General features: G+C 66.1%; 12 protein-coding genes and 1 pseudogene. 8 read left to right on the top strand and 5 right to left on the bottom strand.

Translation table 11 applies throughout. The features are described from left to right. The first annotated feature begins 40 nt into the window (after nt 1–40). Complete coding sequence (locus ACYQ01_RS13405) at nt 41–739, top strand: DUF2087 domain-containing protein (protein ID WP_459934362.1); 699 nt, start codon at nt 41–43, stop codon at nt 737–739. A gap of 75 nt (nt 740–814) precedes the next feature. On the opposite strand, the gene ACYQ01_RS13410 is transcribed toward ACYQ01_RS13405, so the two are convergent. Both ACYQ01_RS13410 and ACYQ01_RS13415 read right to left on the bottom strand, forming a co-directional pair. Further along, entirely contained in the window at nt 815–1,273 is a 459-nt protein-coding gene (locus ACYQ01_RS13410; RefSeq protein ID WP_459934363.1) for a protein tyrosine phosphatase family protein, read from the bottom strand. Then, nucleotides 1,273–1,767, bottom strand: coding sequence for a hypothetical protein (locus ACYQ01_RS13415; protein ID WP_459934364.1), 495 nt, complete (start codon nt 1,765–1,767; stop codon nt 1,273–1,275). The genes ACYQ01_RS13410 and ACYQ01_RS13415 overlap by 1 nt, the downstream gene beginning before the upstream one ends. 75 nt (nt 1,768–1,842) lie before the next feature. On the opposite strand from ACYQ01_RS13415, the gene ACYQ01_RS13420 reads away from it, so the two are divergent. Then, nucleotides 1,843–2,853, top strand: coding sequence for a glucokinase (locus tag ACYQ01_RS13420; protein WP_459934365.1), 1,011 nt, complete (start codon nt 1,843–1,845; stop codon nt 2,851–2,853). A 3-nt stretch (nt 2,854–2,856) separates the two neighbouring features. On the opposite strand, the gene ACYQ01_RS13425 is transcribed toward ACYQ01_RS13420, so the two are convergent. Then, complete coding sequence (locus tag ACYQ01_RS13425; protein ID WP_459934366.1) at nt 2,857–5,307, bottom strand: transglycosylase SLT domain-containing protein; 2,451 nt, start codon at nt 5,305–5,307, stop codon at nt 2,857–2,859. A gap of 597 nt (nt 5,308–5,904) precedes the next feature. Here ACYQ01_RS13425 and ACYQ01_RS13430 point away from each other — a divergent pair. From ACYQ01_RS13430 to ACYQ01_RS13445, 4 genes and pseudogenes are all read left to right on the top strand, one after another. After that, nucleotides 5,905–7,560 (top strand): annotated as a pseudogene (locus ACYQ01_RS13430) (sulfite exporter TauE/SafE family protein). Between the two features lie 236 nt (nt 7,561–7,796). After that, nucleotides 7,797–8,198, top strand: coding sequence for a response regulator (locus ACYQ01_RS13435; protein ID WP_459934367.1), 402 nt, complete (start codon nt 7,797–7,799; stop codon nt 8,196–8,198). 193 nt (nt 8,199–8,391) lie between these two features. After that, nucleotides 8,392–9,687 (top strand): glycosyltransferase, encoded by a 1,296-nt coding sequence (locus ACYQ01_RS13440; RefSeq protein WP_459934368.1) that lies wholly within the window; start codon nt 8,392–8,394, stop codon nt 9,685–9,687. Between the two features lie 519 nt (nt 9,688–10,206). Beyond that, complete coding sequence (locus tag ACYQ01_RS13445) at nt 10,207–11,202, top strand: SGNH/GDSL hydrolase family protein (RefSeq protein WP_459934369.1); 996 nt, start codon at nt 10,207–10,209, stop codon at nt 11,200–11,202. Nucleotides 11,203–11,481: 279 nt separating this feature from the next. Here ACYQ01_RS13445 and ACYQ01_RS13450 read toward each other — a convergent pair whose 3' ends face one another. Then, the gene (locus ACYQ01_RS13450) at nt 11,482–14,121 is read right to left on the bottom strand and encodes a PEP/pyruvate-binding domain-containing protein (protein WP_459934370.1); all 2,640 of its coding nucleotides are present in this window, start codon (nt 14,119–14,121) and stop codon (nt 11,482–11,484) included. A gap of 10 nt (nt 14,122–14,131) precedes the next feature. Beyond that, nucleotides 14,132–14,515, bottom strand: coding sequence for a response regulator (locus ACYQ01_RS13455; RefSeq protein WP_459934371.1), 384 nt, complete (start codon nt 14,513–14,515; stop codon nt 14,132–14,134). A gap of 151 nt (nt 14,516–14,666) precedes the next feature. On the opposite strand from ACYQ01_RS13455, the gene ACYQ01_RS13460 reads away from it, so the two are divergent. Both ACYQ01_RS13460 and cysQ read left to right on the top strand, forming a co-directional pair. Further along, nucleotides 14,667–16,148 carry an ATP-binding cassette domain-containing protein gene (locus ACYQ01_RS13460; protein ID WP_459934372.1) on the top strand — a complete coding sequence of 494 codons (1,482 nt, stop codon included), beginning with the start codon at nt 14,667–14,669 and terminating at the stop codon, nt 16,146–16,148. Nucleotides 16,149–16,188: 40 nt separating this feature from the next. Continuing rightward, a complete protein-coding gene (gene cysQ / locus ACYQ01_RS13465) occupies nt 16,189–16,956 on the top strand; it encodes a 3'(2'),5'-bisphosphate nucleotidase CysQ (RefSeq protein ID WP_459934373.1) in 768 nt (255 codons plus the stop codon). Nucleotides 16,957–16,982: the final 26 nt, after the last annotated feature.

The raw sequence follows: 16,982 nt of genomic DNA on the forward strand, positions 1-16,982 counted from the left end.
CGGCCTCCGTCAGACGGAGAGGCGCGTATGAGGATGTGTCATGAGCCGCACTGCGCTTTCCCTGCCCGTGCGCGACGTTTCGGCCTTTGCCAAGGCCCTGTCGCGTCAGCTCTGTTCCCTGGGCCGCTCGCCCGGCCACCTCGAACTGCTCAACATGTTGGCCCGTTCGGCCGGATTTCAAAACTTTCAGCATCTTCGCGACGCCCGGAGTCAGGCCGGTCTCCAGGTGGAGGCCCTGGTCGCCGCGTTTCCGGCCGCGCCCGCTTCGGAAGAAACGCCGGGAGGCGGACCTGATGGTCCGCGACCGGGCGGGACCAAGGCGGTCGCGGAACAGGACTTCGCCCGGTTAGGCCGGCGGGACCCGGCTGTCGCCCCGGACGACGGCCGTGCGGATCAATCCGAGCCGGTGGATCAGCGGCGACTCAATCGCTTGCTGCGCTACTTCGACCAGTCCGGTCGCATGACGCGCTGGCCAGGCAAGCACGGCCAGCAAACGCACTGCCTGTGGGTGGTGTGGTCGCGGTTCCCTTCCGGTCCGGCCGGGGACGAGGCCGCGGTCAACGCCCGGCTCGCGACCCTGCACACCTTCGGCGACCACGCCCTGTTGCGTCGCGAACTCTATGACCGGGGTTTTCTGGACAGAACGCCGGACGGTCGGGCCTACCGCAGGTTGGAGCGCAAGCCGGACCCCGTGGCCCTGGCCCTCATCCGGAGGGTGGTGAGCGGTCGGACCGGCTGAACTCCGCCGCCGCGGGCCTTGTCCGAGCCGGTCGCCCCGTGAAGGACGCGCGCCCGGTGAAGCGTGCCTCCGGGATCAGACCGGGGAGAGCGCCCCGAGCGTCCGGCGGGCCAAAGCGGTCCAGGCCGGGGTCGGCTCCCAGACTTCCAGAACGTCCCGCCAGGCTTGTCCCGGCGGGACGTTTTCGCGTCGAATGCGGTAGAGACACACAAAAAAGCTGGCCCGCCAGTTCAAGGCGCAGTGGACCAGGCAACGCCTGGGGCGTCTGGGCGCGAGCCAGGCTTCGAAGGCGAGATAGTCCTTGAGACGGGGGGCGTCCCAGGCCACGGGCAGCCAGGTGAACTCCACGCCCAGGTCGCGCCAGAGGGCGGGTTCTTCCGGCAGGTGACCGGTGGAGGACTCGGTGGCCAGGTTGACCACGGTTTCGAACCCGGCCCGGGCGAGAAGGGCGAATCGCTCGGGCCGGGGCTGGCCGCAACAGGCCAGACGCTCGTCGATGGGAAAAAAGTTGGGGATTTCGACTTCCAGGTCCATTATTTGGCCATGGCGGCCAGCTTGGCGAGGTCGAGCTGTTCGGCTGCGGACTTGAGCAGCTCGACGTCCACGGAACCGGTCAGGTTGAGGCCCACCACGAACCGGTCGTTCACGGCGATGAGCAGGTCGGCCACTTCCTCCTTGAAGCCCACGGAGAGAACCGCCTTGTACCCCTTGATGGTGAGGCTTTTCACACTTTGTTCGGACGTCTGGATGTTCGAATGGTTGATGGCCGTGATGGCGGCGGCGTACTGGGGGCCGCCGTCGTAAATGGCCACTTCGATCACCAGGTCGCCCTTGGTGAACTCCCGCGTGGCCACGCTGGCCTCGAAGGGCTGGGTTATGGTCTGGCCCTGGGGCTCGCCGGGCTCCCAGCCGGGCAGCTTCAGGGTGATCACGTCCAGCAGGGTTTTGAAGGGGACGGGAGCGGCCTGGGCGGAAGCGACGAGAACGACCAGGACAACGGCCAGGGCAACGGGCAGTGCGCGTTTCATAAGGACCTCCTGCACGCACGAGATGGCCGGGTTTTTCCAGAAAAGCCCGCGCCTGACAAGCCGGGCCTTGCCCGCGTGGGCGTTTGCCTCTACTTTTCGGGCATGAACAGCGACATGCCTTTGGTCCTGGCCGGCGACATCGGCGGCACCAACAGCCGCTTCGCCCTTTTCCCGGCGCACGGTTGCGGCCGCAATGCGCCTCCCGCGGCCCTGGTCTCCCTGCCCACGGGGGCCTTTCCCTCGTTCGAGGCCCTGCTTTGCGAACTTTCCCGCCGCCTGGGCGCGTCGGTGAGCCGCGCCCAGGCGGCGGCCGTGGCCGTGGCCGGGCCGGTGGAACGCGGACGCTTCTGCCGTCCGCCCAACATCGACTTCACCCTGGATCTGGACGCGCTGCCCGACGGCCTTTTGCCCAGGCGCGCCCAACTGCTCAACGATTTCACGGCCCAGGCCCTGGGCTGTCGGGAGGAGGCCGAGGCGGATCTGGTCACGGTGCTTCCCGGCCCGTTCGACGCCGGCCAAACCCAGGCGGTCATCGGGGCGGGCACCGGTTTGGGCAAAGGCGTGCTCCTGCCGGACGGGCGCGGCGGTTGCCTGGTCCTGCCCTCCGAGGGCGGGCACGCGGCCTTTCCCTTTGTGGGGCGGGACGAGGCCGATTTCGAGGCCTTTGTGCTGGCGCGCACCCGGGAGCCCTATGCCCGGTGGGAAACCGTGGTTTCCGGGTCGGGCCTGGCGCTGACGCACGCCTTTCTCACCGGCCAGGACCTCGATCCCTCCCAGGTGTCGGCCACGGTCGGCGAGAACGACCCCACGGCGGCCTGGTTCGCCCGGTTCTACGGCCGAGCCTGCCGCGACTGGGCTCTGGAGACCCTGCCCCTGGGCGGACTCTTCGTGTGCGCTGGAGTGGCGGCCAAGAATCTCTGGTCCGTTCGGCACCGGGCCTTTGCCGACGAGTTCACGCGTTCCCACACCCACGAGCAGTTGCTTAAGACCATGGGGGTCCGTCTGGTGCGAAACGAGCTGGCCGGGCTGCGGGGCGCGGCCGGCCGGGCCGTGTCCCTGGCCGCGAGGGAAGAAGGCGTGGCCTGAACCTTACGACGGGCCGGAGGCCGCGCCCTGCGGATAGAGGCGGCGGTACATGGCCCGGTTGGCCAGAATGCGCTTCACGTAGTCGCGCGTTTCCCCGTACGGGATGAATTCCGTGAAGAGGTCGGGTTCGAGTCCGCCCAAATGGGCGGCCCAGACCTTGAGCTTGACGTGTCCGGCGTTGTAGGCGGCCAGGGCGAAGGCCACGTTGCCGCCGTAGCGCTCGTGGCGGTCGAGAAAGAGGCGCACTCCCAGTCGAATGTTGACGGCCGGATCCCTGAGGGATTCGGGCCGGAAGTCCCGGTAGCCCAGGCGGGCGGCCAGATTCCTGGCCGTTGCGGGCATGATCTGCATCAGGCCCACCGCTCCGGCCGGGGAAACGGCCGCGGGTTGAAAAAAACTTTCCTGACGGATGAGCGCGCATACGAGGTCGGCATCCACCGCGGCGCCGGCGAGTTGTTGGGCCAAAAGGTCGGTGAAATGGCGCGGATAGAGAATGTCGCGCAGGGGAGCCAGGTCTTCCGGCGCGCCCTGGGCCAGACACTGGGCGTAGGCCCGCGACACGGCCCTGGCCGCGCCCAGAGGGTCGCCCCGGGATTGGCCCAGTTTGGCCCAGGCCAGGGCCACGGGCTTCGCCGTGGGATAGCGGGCCAGGAGGGCGGCCAGGTCGCGTTCGGCCAGTTCGGGCAGTTGGCATTCTTCGAGAAGTCTGGCCCGCTCCAGTCCGGTCCGGACTTCTGCGGACGAGGCTTCCGGCGTTTCGGCAACCGCCGTCGCCGAGGTGGTTTCGGCCTCGGCGGCGGGATCGTCGCCGGCGGAAGAGGCCGGGATGTCGGCGGCCGCGCCGCTCGTGGCGTCGCCGGATAGGCCGGAAACGTCGTTGGCTCGGGCGGTGGCCGCGTCGAGCGATTCGCCGCTCGCCCGCCGGGGCGGTTCGGTTTTGGTTTCGGCCCCAGGCCCGTCGTTGGCCCGGCCCGGGCAGCCGGGAACCGGCTCCGGTCGGAGCGGGGATTGCCCCATGGCCGCCAGGCGCTCTTCCGCCAGGGCGGCGTAGTAGCCTCCGGGCCGGGCGGAAAAGGCCCGACGGAAGCGTTCGGCGGCAAGGTCCTTGTCGCCCTTGGCCCCGGCGACGCGCGCCAGCCAGTACAGCCCGGCGGAACGGTCCGCGTTTTGCGCCTCCCCCAGCCAGGTCGTCAGTTCGGTTTCGGCCGCTGCCCAGTCCCCCTTGGCCAGGGCGATGAGGCCAAGCAGCCAGACGGCCTGACGGGCGTTCTCGCTTCCGGTCGGCTCCATGGCCGCCAGGCGGCGCGCCGCGTCGGCGGCCTGATCGAAGCGGGCGCGTTCCAGGTTGGCCAGCATGAGAAGACGCAGGGCCGAGGGGACAAGGTCCGAGTTTTGGTCGGCCCGGGCCAGGGCGGCCCGCAGCAGTTCCCGCATGGCCGTGGCGTCGTTCTCCTCGCCGGAACGCCACAGGCAGCGGGCCTGCTGGTAGAGCGCCCACGGCGCCAGGGGCGAGGCGGGATGCAGTTCGGCCAGGGCGGCGAAGGCGTCGGCGGCTTCCTGGGTGTGTCGGCGCAGGTAGGCCACGCGTCCGCGCAGGTAGAGGGCCTGGGCCGGATCGGCCCCGGCGGTGACGGCCAGTTGGTCCACCAGGGGCAGGGCCCGACCGGGCAGCGCGTGGTCCATGAGCGTCGCGGCCCGGGCGGCCAGGACGTCCGGGGCGTCGGGCGACCAGTCGGCGCGTCCCGCGCCGAACATGTCCCGGGCCAGGGGCAGGGCCTTTTGCGCGGATGCGGACCAGGCGTGTTGCACGATCAGTTCGCGCAGGTAGGTTTGGGCCTGGGCCGAGTCTCCGGACTTGTCGCACAGTGAGGCCGCGCGCCAGAGATGCACCGGGCGAAAGGCTTGACCGGGCCGGGCCAGAAGATTGCGGTAGCCCTCCAAGGCTTGAACGTCTCGTCCCAGGGCTTCCAGACAATACAGGCGCAGAAGGGCGGCCTCCCTAGCCGGCGAGAGCTCGGGCGGACCGGACTGGGCCTGGTCGAAGGCCGCCAGGGCCTGGGCCGGGTCGCCCAGGTTTCTCCGGGCCAGCCCCAGATAGAGCCAGGCCCAGCCCGCCAGGGGGCTACCGGAACGGGCCACCGGGTCGAGCAGGGCCGTGCCCTCGTCGAAGCGTTTGGCCATCACTTTGAGGACGCCAAGGCCCATGGAGGCCCGAAGGGACTCGTCGGAGCCGGGACTGGCCCAGGAAAGGCGTTGCGTCAGCGCGGCCATGCGGCGTTCCAGCCCGGGCGCGGTGGTGGGGACGCCCCGGGGCAGGGGCAGGTCCAGGGTCGGGTCCGGCGGCGGGGATTCCTGGGCGAGCGCGCGGAAGGGGAAAAGGGCCAGGGTCGTCAACAGGCAGAGGCCCAGCAGGGCGATGCTCCGGGCGAGGGCGCTGAAGAGGATCTGACGCATGTTTCAAGTGTACGATCGGCCCGGTTCCAAGGCAATCCCGGGGAGGGGTGCCTTCCTGGGGTGGCGGTGTTATTTTTGCCTGGCGCGCCCCGCGCAAAGGGAGGCGGCGGGGGGAACGAGACGTGATTTGCCGGACGACTTTCCCGGTTGCCTGGCCACGGCGCCGCCAACACGCGGTGCCATCTTGATTTCGCCCGGACAGATTGTTAATCCGCAAGCATTCTGGCCCCTCCTTTCGCGCTCGCTGCCGCGCCGGTCGAATCGATTTCTTCGATGAAGAAATTTCCGCGTTTTCGAACAAGGTGTCATTGTGAGAACTCGATCCGATCGAGTCGTACCGAGTCGCAGCTCCAAGCCAAGAGCGGGTCCAGTTTGAGTTGTCCCTGCAAACACCGCGCGACGAAACGGCCACGCCCGAGCGTCTGAAAGGCGTCGGTCGGGCCGGGACGAACAAACGGAAGCGGACACCGGCTGCAAGCGTTTCACGCGAGTTGCGGCCGGTGCGGTAACAACGCCGGCCCCGGGCTGTCGGGGTCGGGCCAAGCCAGCACAAGGAGCGAGAACATGCCTACGAAACGCGGCATTGTGGCCCTGTTGATGCTTGGCCTCGTGGCGGCGTCCTATTTCGTGACGCCCTCGGGGCAGGCGCAGACCCAGACCCAGACCCAGCCCGAGTCCGCGCCGGTCGCGGTTCAGGCGGACCAGGCGCGGGCCGGAATCAGCCTGAGCGTGGACAAGACCAAACTGGAAAACGGCGGGCAACTGGTCCTGACCGGCAAGACCGAGCCGGGCAAGCCGGTGTATGTGGAAGTGTACAACGACAAGAAGGTGCGGGCGGTGTTTTTCGACAACCGTCCGGGACCTGACGGGGTGCGTCCGTACAAGCTCTATCTTTCGCACGACATCCCGGCATATTATCAGATCTATGTGCCGGCGGACAAAAAAGAGGCCTTCGAGCGGTTCAAGGCCCAGAAGCGCAAGTTCGCCTATTCCCAGGCCCTGAAGGAACTCGGGGCGGACGTGGCCTATCAGGTCCCGGCCAAGGTGGCCATCGACGCGTTCCAGACTTCGCTGACGGCTTCCATCATCGGCTCGCGCGGGGACAAGTTGCCCCCGCTGGACGACAAGCAGACCAAACAGCGCTCCATGCAACTGGTCAAGGCGCGCTACCAACTGGCGGGCAAGTTGCTCGCCCCCGGGGTGGACGTCAAGCCGGACGGAACCTTCACGGCCCGGGTCACGATCCCCTCGGGCAGCGCGCCGGGCGTCTACACCCTGACCGCCTATTCGGACAAGGACCTCGCGTCCCAGCCGGTGCGGGTGGAAAACTCCATCGCCTTTCCCATCCTGTACATGTCCAACGCGGGCGCCAGCGTGAACGTGTTCTGGCCCTTTCTGCTCACCTTGTGCATCGGCATTTTCGGCGTGCTCATGGGCGCTGGGGGCGGATTCTTGCTCAATCCCCTGCTGCTGACCATCTGGCCCGGCCTGCCGCACACCGTGGTGGCCGGAACGGTGACGCCCACGGTCCTGTTTTCCCAGCTCTCGGGCGTCTACAATTACACGAAGATCAAGTTCATCAACTGGAAGCTTGGCGTCATCATGGGGCTTTCCATGGCCGCGGGCGGATTCATCGGCCCCAAACTGACCGAGCTGGTCACCGTGAGCCAGTACAAGTCGTATTTCGGCTACATCCTTTTGGTCCTGGCCGCGCTCATGTTCTGGCAGACCACGCCCCGCTACCTGGAGCGCAACAAAAAGGAACAGGCCATCCTCAAGGAATTCAAGAAGCGCGCCGAGGAATCCTCCAAGGACAAGTCCGCTTAATCCATTCGCACAAGCAGAAGGAATACACCCATGTATATCACCGTGGAATTCTGGGGACAGGAATTCAAAGTCAATATCGTCGTGGGCTGCATCGGGGCCTTTCTCCTGGCCATCGTGGCCTCCATGTTCGGTTTCGGCGGCGGGCCGTTCATGGTGCCGCTCATGACCGTGGTGCTGGGCCTGCCCATGTACCTGGTGGTGGGCAGTTCGCTTTTGGCCATCGCGTTCAATACCCTCATGAGCAGCGTGCGCCACTATCAATTCGGCAATTTCGACGCCACGTTTTTTCTGATCATGTTCCCCGCCGCCATCCTTGGCGGCTTTATCGCCCCGCAGATAGCCAAGCGCGTCAGCCCGCTGGTGGTCAAGCGTGTGGCCGTGGCCGGTCTGACCATTCTCGGCCTCATGTTGATCTTTCAGGTCTAGCGCTGGCCGCAAAAACCTGTTCGGGACCAGCAATACAGGAAAAACGAGAGGGCTGTGTCTTTTCGTTCGGCTGCGGAACACGTATTTTGCTCTCGTAACACCATGAGCCCGGCTTGCCGCTCCGTCTTCCGAGCGGCAAGCCGCGTTCTTGACAACGCGCCAAGGAGGAGGGTAGACCCCAAAAGGCTTGGAAAAACAGGGCACACTCGGTGGGCCGCAACTGTCGAGGAGAGACGATGCGGGTGCTCATTGTCGATGACGATTTCTATAGTCGAAGTTTTCTCGAGTATATCCTGCACCCTTACGCCGTGTGTGACACCGCGGCGAACGGCGAGGAAGCCGTCATGCTCTTCAATCAGGCCTTGGCCCAAGGCAGCCCATACCGCCTTATCTGTATGGACCTGCTTATGCCCGTCATCGACGGCCCCAACGCCCTGCGTGAAATGCGCGAGGTGGAAAAAGACCACGGCGTGGAAAAAAACGACCAGTGCAAGGTGATCATCACCTCGGTGCTGGAAGACGCCGAAGACACCCACAACGCCATGTACCTGGGCGAGGCCGTGGCGTTTCTGCAAAAGCCCATCGAAGAAGAGGCCCTGCTGGCCGAGTTGCGCCGGTTGGGCTTTTCCCTGGCCTGAGAGCGGAGCGTCGAGGACGACGCCATCCGGTCAATCCCGCGCAGAGGGGCTTGCGCCAGGTGTTTTTCGTTCCCTGAAACCCGGATGCGCGCCATATTTCCGCGCACTGCGCGGTTTTGACTAAGAGCTTGGGATCGAAGCCGGTCAGGTCCGTGTCCCTGGCGTCCCCCCCCTTTCACCCGGCGGCCGAATCATGCGTCTCGTCTTTTGCAACAAGTATTTTTTTCTGAACGGCGGCACGGAACGCTATCTCAGCAATGTCATGCGCCGCTTAGCCAAGGCCGGACACCAGGTGGCCCCCTTCAGCGTGGCCTACGCGGGCAGTTGGCCGAGTCCGTATACTTCCTGTTTTCTCGAACCGCCCGGCAAGCCGGATCAGATTTATTTTAGCCAATTGCCCAAAACCATCCGGACCCTGCCCCGGTTGCTGGGACGGGCGATCTACTCCTTCGAGGCCAGACGCAAGCTTTCCGCCTTGCTGGATCGGATGGGCAAAGCCGACGCGGCCTATCTGCTCAACATCTACAACTTCATGTCCCCAAGCATCATCGACACCCTGGCCGCGCGCGGGGTGCGAACGGTCATGCGCCTGGGCGATTACAACCTGATCTGCTCGAATTACAGAATGATTCGCGACGGCAAGTTCTGCGACCTGTGCTCGCGAAGGGCGCACTACAACGCCGTGCGCTACCGTTGCGTGCATGGCAGCCTGGGCGCGTCGGCCGTGCGGGCCTTTTCCATGTACGTGCACGACCGCTTGCACATTTACCGTCCTGTCCACGCTTTCGTGACGCCCAGCGTGTTCATGGCCCAGCGTCTGCTCGACGCGGGCATGCCCGCCGAGCGCATCGCCGTCCTGCCCCAGCCGGCGGACGTCACCCTGACCAGCGTGCGCCCGGACGGCCCCAGGCGGCAAAAGACCCGCACCATTGTCGCGTTCGGGCGCATCTCCCCGGAAAAAGGCCACGACGTCCTGCTGCGGGCCTTTCAAATGGCCGACCTGGACGCGGAACTCGTCATTGTGGGCCGGTCCTACGATGGCTGGCGGGAACATCTGGAAACCCTGGTTCGGGAACGCTTCCGCAAGTCCATCCGTTTTCTGGACTTCCTGCCCCTGGCTCCCCTGTCGGAACTGGTGTCCACGGCTCGGCTGAGCGTGGTGCCGAGCGTCTCCCCGGACAACGCCCCCCAGGCCATCGTGGAAAGCTACCTGAACGCCACGCCCGTGCTGGGTGCGGATATCGGAGCCATTCCCGAACTCATTGAGGAAGGCGTCACCGGCATGACCTTCCAGGCGCACTCCGCGGAGGACTTGGCCCGCAAGCTGCGTTTTCTCTGGGAAAATCCCCAACGCCTGGACACCATGAGCGAAAACGCCCTGCGTTATGCCCATACCCGTTGCTCCATGGAAACCCATCTGGCCAACCTCACCGCCCTGCTGCAAGGCGCAACGCCACGGGAATTGGGGGTTCAACCGGAAAGGGATTGAGCATGGGATACTCCCTGGATGGCCTCTGGAAAGAAGCCGCCGGCGGTGTCTTTTTGCGAAAGCCAAACCCGTGCAGGCACGAGCCACGGTGCGGGGGATTGTTTTCGCGCCGTGGCGGCGACGCATTGGAAAGGGCCGCGCGCATCGCCTCTTTTCAGGGACCGGCAGGGTGCCTGCCGGCTTTGGGCGACGGGGCTTTTCCGCCTTGCAAGGCCGGGGTTTGCCTTGGCAATCCTTGTCGTGTACCGTTCCAGACCATGAGGCGGCCTTGCGGAATGCGCGACGCAACCGTTTCCGCCGCCTGTCCCAAACCCGCGCCGGCCTGACGCGCCCACGGGCGTGCCGGAAACGCGCACTGCCCGCGTGTCGGGACCGCGTCCGCACGGCGGATCGCGCCTGCGGGGACTTTTCGGCTAAGGTGTCGCTTTTTTGGGTCGCGGGGTGCGTTCGTTGGACGGCAGCGTCCGGCGGGAGCGCTTTCGCGATGAAAACGCATGGTGTCGCCCCTGTTGAGTTTCCATGGGAATAAGTATTTTCGTTCTTTCGTTTCTGTTTCTCGGCGTGTTGACCATGGTCGCCGTCTCCCGGTGGAGAGCCAGCAAGGCGGCCATGACCGTTTTGCTCCTGGCCTGTTCGATCTCCTTGCCCTTGGCGTGTATCGAACTGTATTTCACCTATGTCCAGGATCAGTCCGACGGCTTCAATTTGACCTACTCCAGCCGGAAGTGGTTCGAACGGCATTGGACCACGATAAACTCCCTGGGCTTTCGCGACCGGGAGGCGACCCCGCCGGCTCCGGGACAAAAGACCCTGATGATCCTTGGCGACTCCTTCGCCGCCGGACACGGGGTGAACGACCCGGCGGATCGCTTTGGCGACATCCTGGCCCGGGACCTTGCGCCGCGGTGGCGGGTGTACACGGCGTCGAAGCTCGGCTGGGACACCGTGGACGAGCTTGCCGCCCTGAAGGCCTACCCGGTGCAGCCCGATGTGGTCATCCTGGGCTACGTTCTCAACGACATTTATCACGCGGCCCTGGTCCACAAGTACGACGTGCCCTTCACCATCCGCAATCCCACCGGGATCATGGGGTTTTTCGTCAAGAATTCTCCGCTGGTCAATTACGTGTACTGGAGATTGGCCCGCATGGGGAACATGGCGGGGGGGACGCGCTCCTTCTGGTCGGCCCTGCAGGGCGCCTACGAGGACCCGGCGGTATGGCAGGAACACCGTTCCGAACTGGAGGCCTTGGCCCGGTACTGCAAGGCGCGCAACATCAAGGTCGTGGTGGCGGTGTTTCCCCTGCTTCAGGACGTTGCGGGAAGCGCTCCGCTTTCGGCCAAGGTGACGCAGGCCTGTCGTGACCTCGGCATGGAAGCCGTGGATCTGAGCCCCGCGTTCAGGGATTGGAAGGTTGCCGACATGGTGGTCAACGCCAACGACGGGCACCCCAACGAACAGGTCCACAAGAAGGTCGCGGAAATCCTTCTGCCCTTTATCACGGAAAACCGGTAGCGGAAGACCAACGCCGGACCTGTTCGCCGTCGCCCGCGCGCCGGGGTACGCCTTTTCGGCGGCGCTTGCGCCGCGTGGTCGGTCCGAACGCGGCGTCCGCCCCATGCCGCCCGGCGGGGCCTGGGCTAGCAGCCCGCCCAACGAGTCGATTCGTGCAGCCTGTTCAAAAAACGTGCTGGCAAGGCGCGCAAAAAAGTCAAGCCTGAGGCGGAGTTGGCATCCGTTGAGGGCTTGCGTTTTTCGCGGCAACGCAGCCAGCAAGGATCTTTCAACAGGCGGCTAGCCGATCTCCTGTCCGCGCAGGGCCTCGTTCATGTAGCGCTCGCCCGAGGCGCGCAGCAGGTCGCGAAGCTCGCGCAGGAAGCGCTGACGGTAGTGGGCCACCAGGGCGTCGTTGGTCATGATCATGTCGAGCTGGCGGGTGTGCATGAGCAGGTATCCCAGCACCCGCAACCGGTCGAGCATGACATCCATGGGGCCCTTGGCGTAGATGGCCTGCATCTCGTCCTGGTGGATCTCCACCCGGAAGTCGAAGGCTTCGAGAATTTCCCCCACAAAGATCGCCCGTCTGGTCCGCCGTTCGGCTTCGGCCGCTCCGCCCTTGAACTGGAAGGTGACGTAGTTCTCGTTCTCTCGGTCGTCCACCAGGGCCTCAACGGTGCAAAAGTGGTAACCGAAGCGCGAACTCAGGCACATGTAGTGGCGCGAGATCATGAAGTAGTTGCCCTGGGCGTAGGCCGAATGCATCGAGGCGTCGATGTTGGGGTTGGCCGTGGACCGGGCCACGATGGAGATGAATCCCCCCCCGTCCATGGGCGGCGGTCCCTCCCAGGGCACGGCGGTGAATCCTTCCCACAGGGCGTGCACCGGTTCGCAGGCGATTTCCTCCATCAGCACGTACTTGCCCGGCACCTCGCGGCTGAAGCCGTCGTCAAGGTTCACGAACCACCACTTCATGGGCACCTTGTACTTGAGCTGCTTCGACGCCCGTTTGGAGAAATGGAAGTCCTGCCCGAAGCGGAACATTTCTTCCACGGACTTCTCGTGGCAGAAGCGGGTGATGTCGTGCAGGGTGCGGCAGCCCTCCGGGGAAAACTGGGAGGATTTGGGGTCGGTCAGGTTGAGCGGGGCCACCTCGTCGAGCACCTCGCGCAGGATGGCGTGCATGGGCGACTGGGCGGCCCGGGTTTCGGGCTTGGGGCCGGCCAGGGAGATCAGGGCCTCGACCCGGCCGGGATAGATGGCCAGGCCGTCGGCGTCCACGGTGACTTCTCCGGCGTTTTTCAGCAGCTCCACGGCGCCGGACAGGCCCATGATGGCCGGAACCCCGAATTCGCGGGCCACGTTGGCCAAGTGTCCGGCGCTGCTGCCGCGTTCGGCCACCAGGGCGGCGGCTCCCGGCAACAGGGTGGCCCAGCGCGGGGCCGCGTCCACGGCCACCACCACCGAACCCGGGGCGAACGTGAGCATGTCCATGTCGCGCAGCACCGTGTGCACCGTGCCCGTGCCCACGCCGGGGCTTCCGGTCACGCCGCCCGCCGCCAGGGGCTGGCCGAACGCGCCTTCCGGGCGTTTGGCCCCGGTTTCGATCTGCTGCAAGGGACGACATTGCAAAAGATAGAGGCGTCTCGCCTCGTCCATGGCCCATTCGATGTCCAGAGGCTCGCCGTAGGCCTGGTCCAGGCGGATGGCCAGATCGGCCAGGCGCAGAGCTTCCTCGTCGGTGAGGCAGGGCTGGTCGGCCATGTCGCCGGCGGCGTCCGTGCGGCAGACGCCTTCCACCGGGTCGCAGACGAACACTCGGTCCTTGCGTCCGATGCGTTCGGAAACCATGGTGGGCGGATTGCCCCGGCGCACCACATACAGGTCGGAGTCCACGGCCCCGTCCACCACGGTCTTGGCCAGGCCCCAGGAGGCGTGCAGGTACACCTCGTCGTCGCGGATGGAGATGGGATTGCGCGAATAGGCCACGCCGCCGCTGCGGGCTGCGATCATGGCCATGCAGCCCACGCACATGGCCACGTCTTCGTCGGGGATGCCCTTGGCCAGGCGGTAGGTCACGGCCTGGGGGCTGTACTTGCTGGCCAGGATTTCCTTGTACGTGTAGATGAGGTCCTCGGCCGCCACGTTGAGCACGCTGCGGAACTGTCCGGCGAAGGATTGGCCGCGCGCGTCCTCGCCCAGGGCGCTGGAGCGCAACGACACCCGCACGCCCGGCTGGGTCTTGGCCTCCAGTTCGCGGTAGGCCTGTTCGATGGCCTCCACCACGTCCCGGGGCGGTTCGGCCGAGACGATCATCTGCTGGATGCGCGAGCACAGGGGCAGAAGGGCCGCGTGGTCGCCTCCGCCCACGGACTGGATGAGCCGGTTCACCTCGTCGCGCAGGCCCGTGTCCCGGACGAAGCGGGTGTAGGCCAGCGACGTGATGGCGAATCCCGGCGGCACCGGAAGATGGAGCCGGGTCATGAGATCGCCCAGGTTGGCCATTTTCGACCCCACCTGGTCCACCATGTCGCGTCCCACCCGTTCGAGGGGCACGGCGAACTCCGTGGCCGTGGTCGGAGCCTGGCGGGCCAGGATCAGGCCGATGCGGGACTGGATTTCCTTGATGCGTTCGAACAGGGCGTCGTACTTGCCGGGCGCTATTTCGGACAAGTGCTTGACGATGCGGAACACGTTTACAGAGGCCGCCGTGGCTTGGGAGCGCACGTAGCTCATGCCGAACACGGACTGGCCGCGCAGGGCGTTTTCCATTTCCGCCATCACGCCCAGGGCTTTTTTGTTGGCCGTGAGCAAGAGACGGAAGTTGTGGTAGCGTTTCTTGAACTCGGCCTGGATGGCCTCGTCGGAAAGCGGCTCGCCCTTGCCGGCCCCGGAACCGAACAGTCCGGAAAGAAAATCTTTGACCCGCGCTATCACGACGGCGACTTCACGCCCCGAGGGACTTTTTCTTCTTGGCGTCCTGGATCTTGTAGAGCAGGTCGTCGAGTTCGACGGGTTTCATCAGGTAGTCGAACGCGCCCAGCTCCATGCCCTTGAGTGCGACTTCGACGTTGGCGTGCGCCGTGAGCATGACCACTTCCACCCCCGGAACCAGGGCCTTGATGCGGGTCAGGGCCTCGATGCCGTCCATGCCGGGCATTTTCACGTCCAAAACCACTACGTCCACGGGGTTGGCGGCCAGTGAATCCAGCGCCTGCTGGCCCGAGTTGGCCAGGCTGACCTCCAGCCCACGCCGTTTCAGACGTTTGGCCAGGGTTTCGATGAATTCCGCTTCGTCATCCACAAGCAACACGGAACACTTTTCGGCCACGGCGATCCTCCCCTGTCGTGAACTGGAAAAAACAATCATGAACAATCCCTCTTCCGATTGCAATGCCTTCCTGCGCCGAAGCGGCTTCCCGTCCGGGCGCGGGCCGGTCGGGCTGGTGTTTTGCCGGGCCTGGGGATAGGGTGACGCGGTCATGAACCTCGATATTCACTTGGAAAACGTGCGCGTGAGCCGTGGTGACGACGTGCTGCTGGACGACGTGACCTGGAATCTGCCCTCTGGCGGGCGCGTGGCCCTGCTCGGGAGCAACGGGGCGGGAAAGAGCACGCTGTTGCGTCTGGCCCGGGGCGACATCTGGCCCGACCAACTGCCGGGAGGCGGTTTCGCCGGGACCAGACGCTACGTGGTGGACGGCCTGCCCCAGGACAGCCCTCTCACCGTGCGCCCCTTGATCGGCCTGGCCGGAGCCGATTTGCGCGACCTCTATCGCCGTCGGGGCTGGGCCGTGAACGCCTGGCTCATCGCGGCGGCGGGGCTGACCGATTCCCCCCTGCCGACCGGAACGCTGGGCCAGGCCGAACGCCAGGCCGCCCTGGATGCGCTGGACCGCGTGGGCGCGGAGGACCTGGCCTATCGTCCCCTTTCCGAACTTTCCCAGGGCCAGACCATGGCCGTGCTCCTGGCCAGGGCCCTGGTGCGCAAGCCGGCCTGGATTTTCCTGGACGAGGCCTTGGACGGCCTGGACGCCCCCTCGCGGCGTCGGTTGGGGCGGATCCTGGTCCGCCTGGCCGAGGAGGGCGTGGGACTGGCCGCCGCCACCCACCATCCGTCCAGCCTGCCGGACCTGGACTTCACGGCCACGGTGCTCGCCGCAGGACGGGTGCGTTTCACCGGTCCCCTGGCCGACGCCGCGCGACGCCTGGCCCCGGCCCGGCGCAAGCCGGTCTTCCGGGCGCGGACCGAAACCGGAGGCCAACCCTTGTTGGAACTGCGCCGGGCCGGCTTGACCCTGGCCGGGCGCGACGTGCTTTGCGACGTGAGCTGGGCCCTGCATCCGGGTGAAAACTGGGTGGTCCTGGGCTTGAACGGCGCGGGCAAGTCGAGTTTCCTCAAGCTGCTTTCGGCGGACCTGCATCCCACGGCGGGACAGGCGTTTCGTTTCGGGTTGCCCGAACCGGCCAGCCTCTGGGACGTGCGCGCCCGTCTGGGCTATGCCGCCTGGGACGTGCAGGCCGAGTATCCTCCCGAGACCACGGCGCGCCAATCCCTGCTTTCGGGATTTTTTGGCAGCATGGGCCTTTACGACACCCCCACCGAGCGTCAACACAAGGCCGTGGACGGTCTGCTCGCCCGGCTGGGACTCGTCGACCTGGCCGACCATCCCTTGGAGGCGCTGTCCCAGGGGCAGGCGCGCAAGGTCATGATCGGCCGGGCCGTGGTCCACGGCCCCGAGGTGCTGTTGCTTGACGAGCCCCTGGGCGGGCTGGACCCGGAGGCCCGAAGCGACGTGCTGGCCCTGCTGGACGACCTGGCCGCCCAGGGATGCCAGTTGGTGACCGTGACGCACAATCCCCGGGAAATTCCCTGGGCCACCACCCACGCCCTGGTGCTCGAAGCCGGCCGGGTGGCGGCCAGCGGCCCGGCGTCCGAAGTGCTGTCCGGGTACGCGCCCTGACCGGCGCGAGAGTTCGACAGGCTTGATACAAGGAGCCGCCATGTTGCAGATCGACCAAGACGCCCTGTGCGCCCTGGCCCGGACAGCGGGCCGGGCCATTCTCGACATCTACGCCACGGCCTTTTCCGTGGAGGAAAAAGCCGATCATTCCCCCATCACCCAGGCCGACCGGGCGGCCAACGCCATCATTGTGGAAGGGCTCAAGGCCGTGACCCCCCTGGCTCCCATCCTCTCGGAAGAGTCGGCCAGAGCGGAATACGCGGCCCGCAAGTCCTGGCGGCGCTTCTGGCTGGTGGACCCGCTGGACGGCACCAAGGAGTTCGTCAAGCGAAACGGGGAATTCACCGTGAACATCGCCCTGGTCGAGGACGGCGTTCCGATCTTCGGGGTGGTCTATGTCCCCGTGACCGACACCCTCTATGCCGGGGGGCCGGGACGCGGGGCCTTGCGTCAGATCGGAGGCGCTTCGGCCGAGCCCATCGCCGTGGCCCGGCCCGTGCCCGGAGAACCCCTGGTGGCCGTGACCAGCCGTTCGCACCCCGACGAAAGGCTGGACGTGTACCTGGAGCGCTATCCCAATCGCGAGGTCATCGTTGCCGGATCGTCGGTCAAGTTCTGCCGCGTGGCCGAAGGCGCGGCCCACCTCTACATTCGCTTCAACAAGACCTGGGAGTGGGATACCGCCGCCGGACACGCCGTGGTGCTGGGCGCGGGCGGGAGCTTCACCAACCTGGAAGGGGGAGTCTTTCCCTACAACAAGCCGGACCTGGTGAACGGCGGGTTCGTGGCCAAGAGCTGGAAGGACTAGCGGGTTGTCGACAGGGTCGCTCGATC

It is taken from the genome of Fundidesulfovibrio butyratiphilus, from assembly GCF_054657235.1.

Excerpts from the sequence above, each read along its gene's own strand:
- ACYQ01_RS13425 (WP_459934366.1), bottom strand. The coding sequence starts at position 5,307 with ATGCGTCAGATCCTCTTCAGCGCCCTCGCCCGGAGCATCGCCCTGCTG.
- ACYQ01_RS13440 (WP_459934368.1), top strand. The coding sequence starts at position 8,392 with ATGCGTCTCGTCTTTTGCAACAAGTATTTTTTTCTGAACGGCGGCACG.
- ACYQ01_RS13415 (WP_459934364.1), bottom strand. The coding sequence starts at position 1,767 with ATGAAACGCGCACTGCCCGTTGCCCTGGCCGTTGTCCTGGTCGTTCTC.
- ACYQ01_RS13435 (WP_459934367.1), top strand. The coding sequence starts at position 7,797 with ATGCGGGTGCTCATTGTCGATGACGATTTCTATAGTCGAAGTTTTCTC.
- ACYQ01_RS13460 (WP_459934372.1), top strand. The coding sequence starts at position 14,667 with ATGAACCTCGATATTCACTTGGAAAACGTGCGCGTGAGCCGTGGTGAC.
- ACYQ01_RS13445 (WP_459934369.1), top strand. The coding sequence starts at position 10,207 with ATGGGAATAAGTATTTTCGTTCTTTCGTTTCTGTTTCTCGGCGTGTTG.
- cysQ (WP_459934373.1), top strand. The coding sequence starts at position 16,189 with ATGTTGCAGATCGACCAAGACGCCCTGTGCGCCCTGGCCCGGACAGCG.
- ACYQ01_RS13405 (WP_459934362.1), top strand. The coding sequence starts at position 41 with ATGAGCCGCACTGCGCTTTCCCTGCCCGTGCGCGACGTTTCGGCCTTT.
- ACYQ01_RS13410 (WP_459934363.1), bottom strand. The coding sequence starts at position 1,273 with ATGGACCTGGAAGTCGAAATCCCCAACTTTTTTCCCATCGACGAGCGT.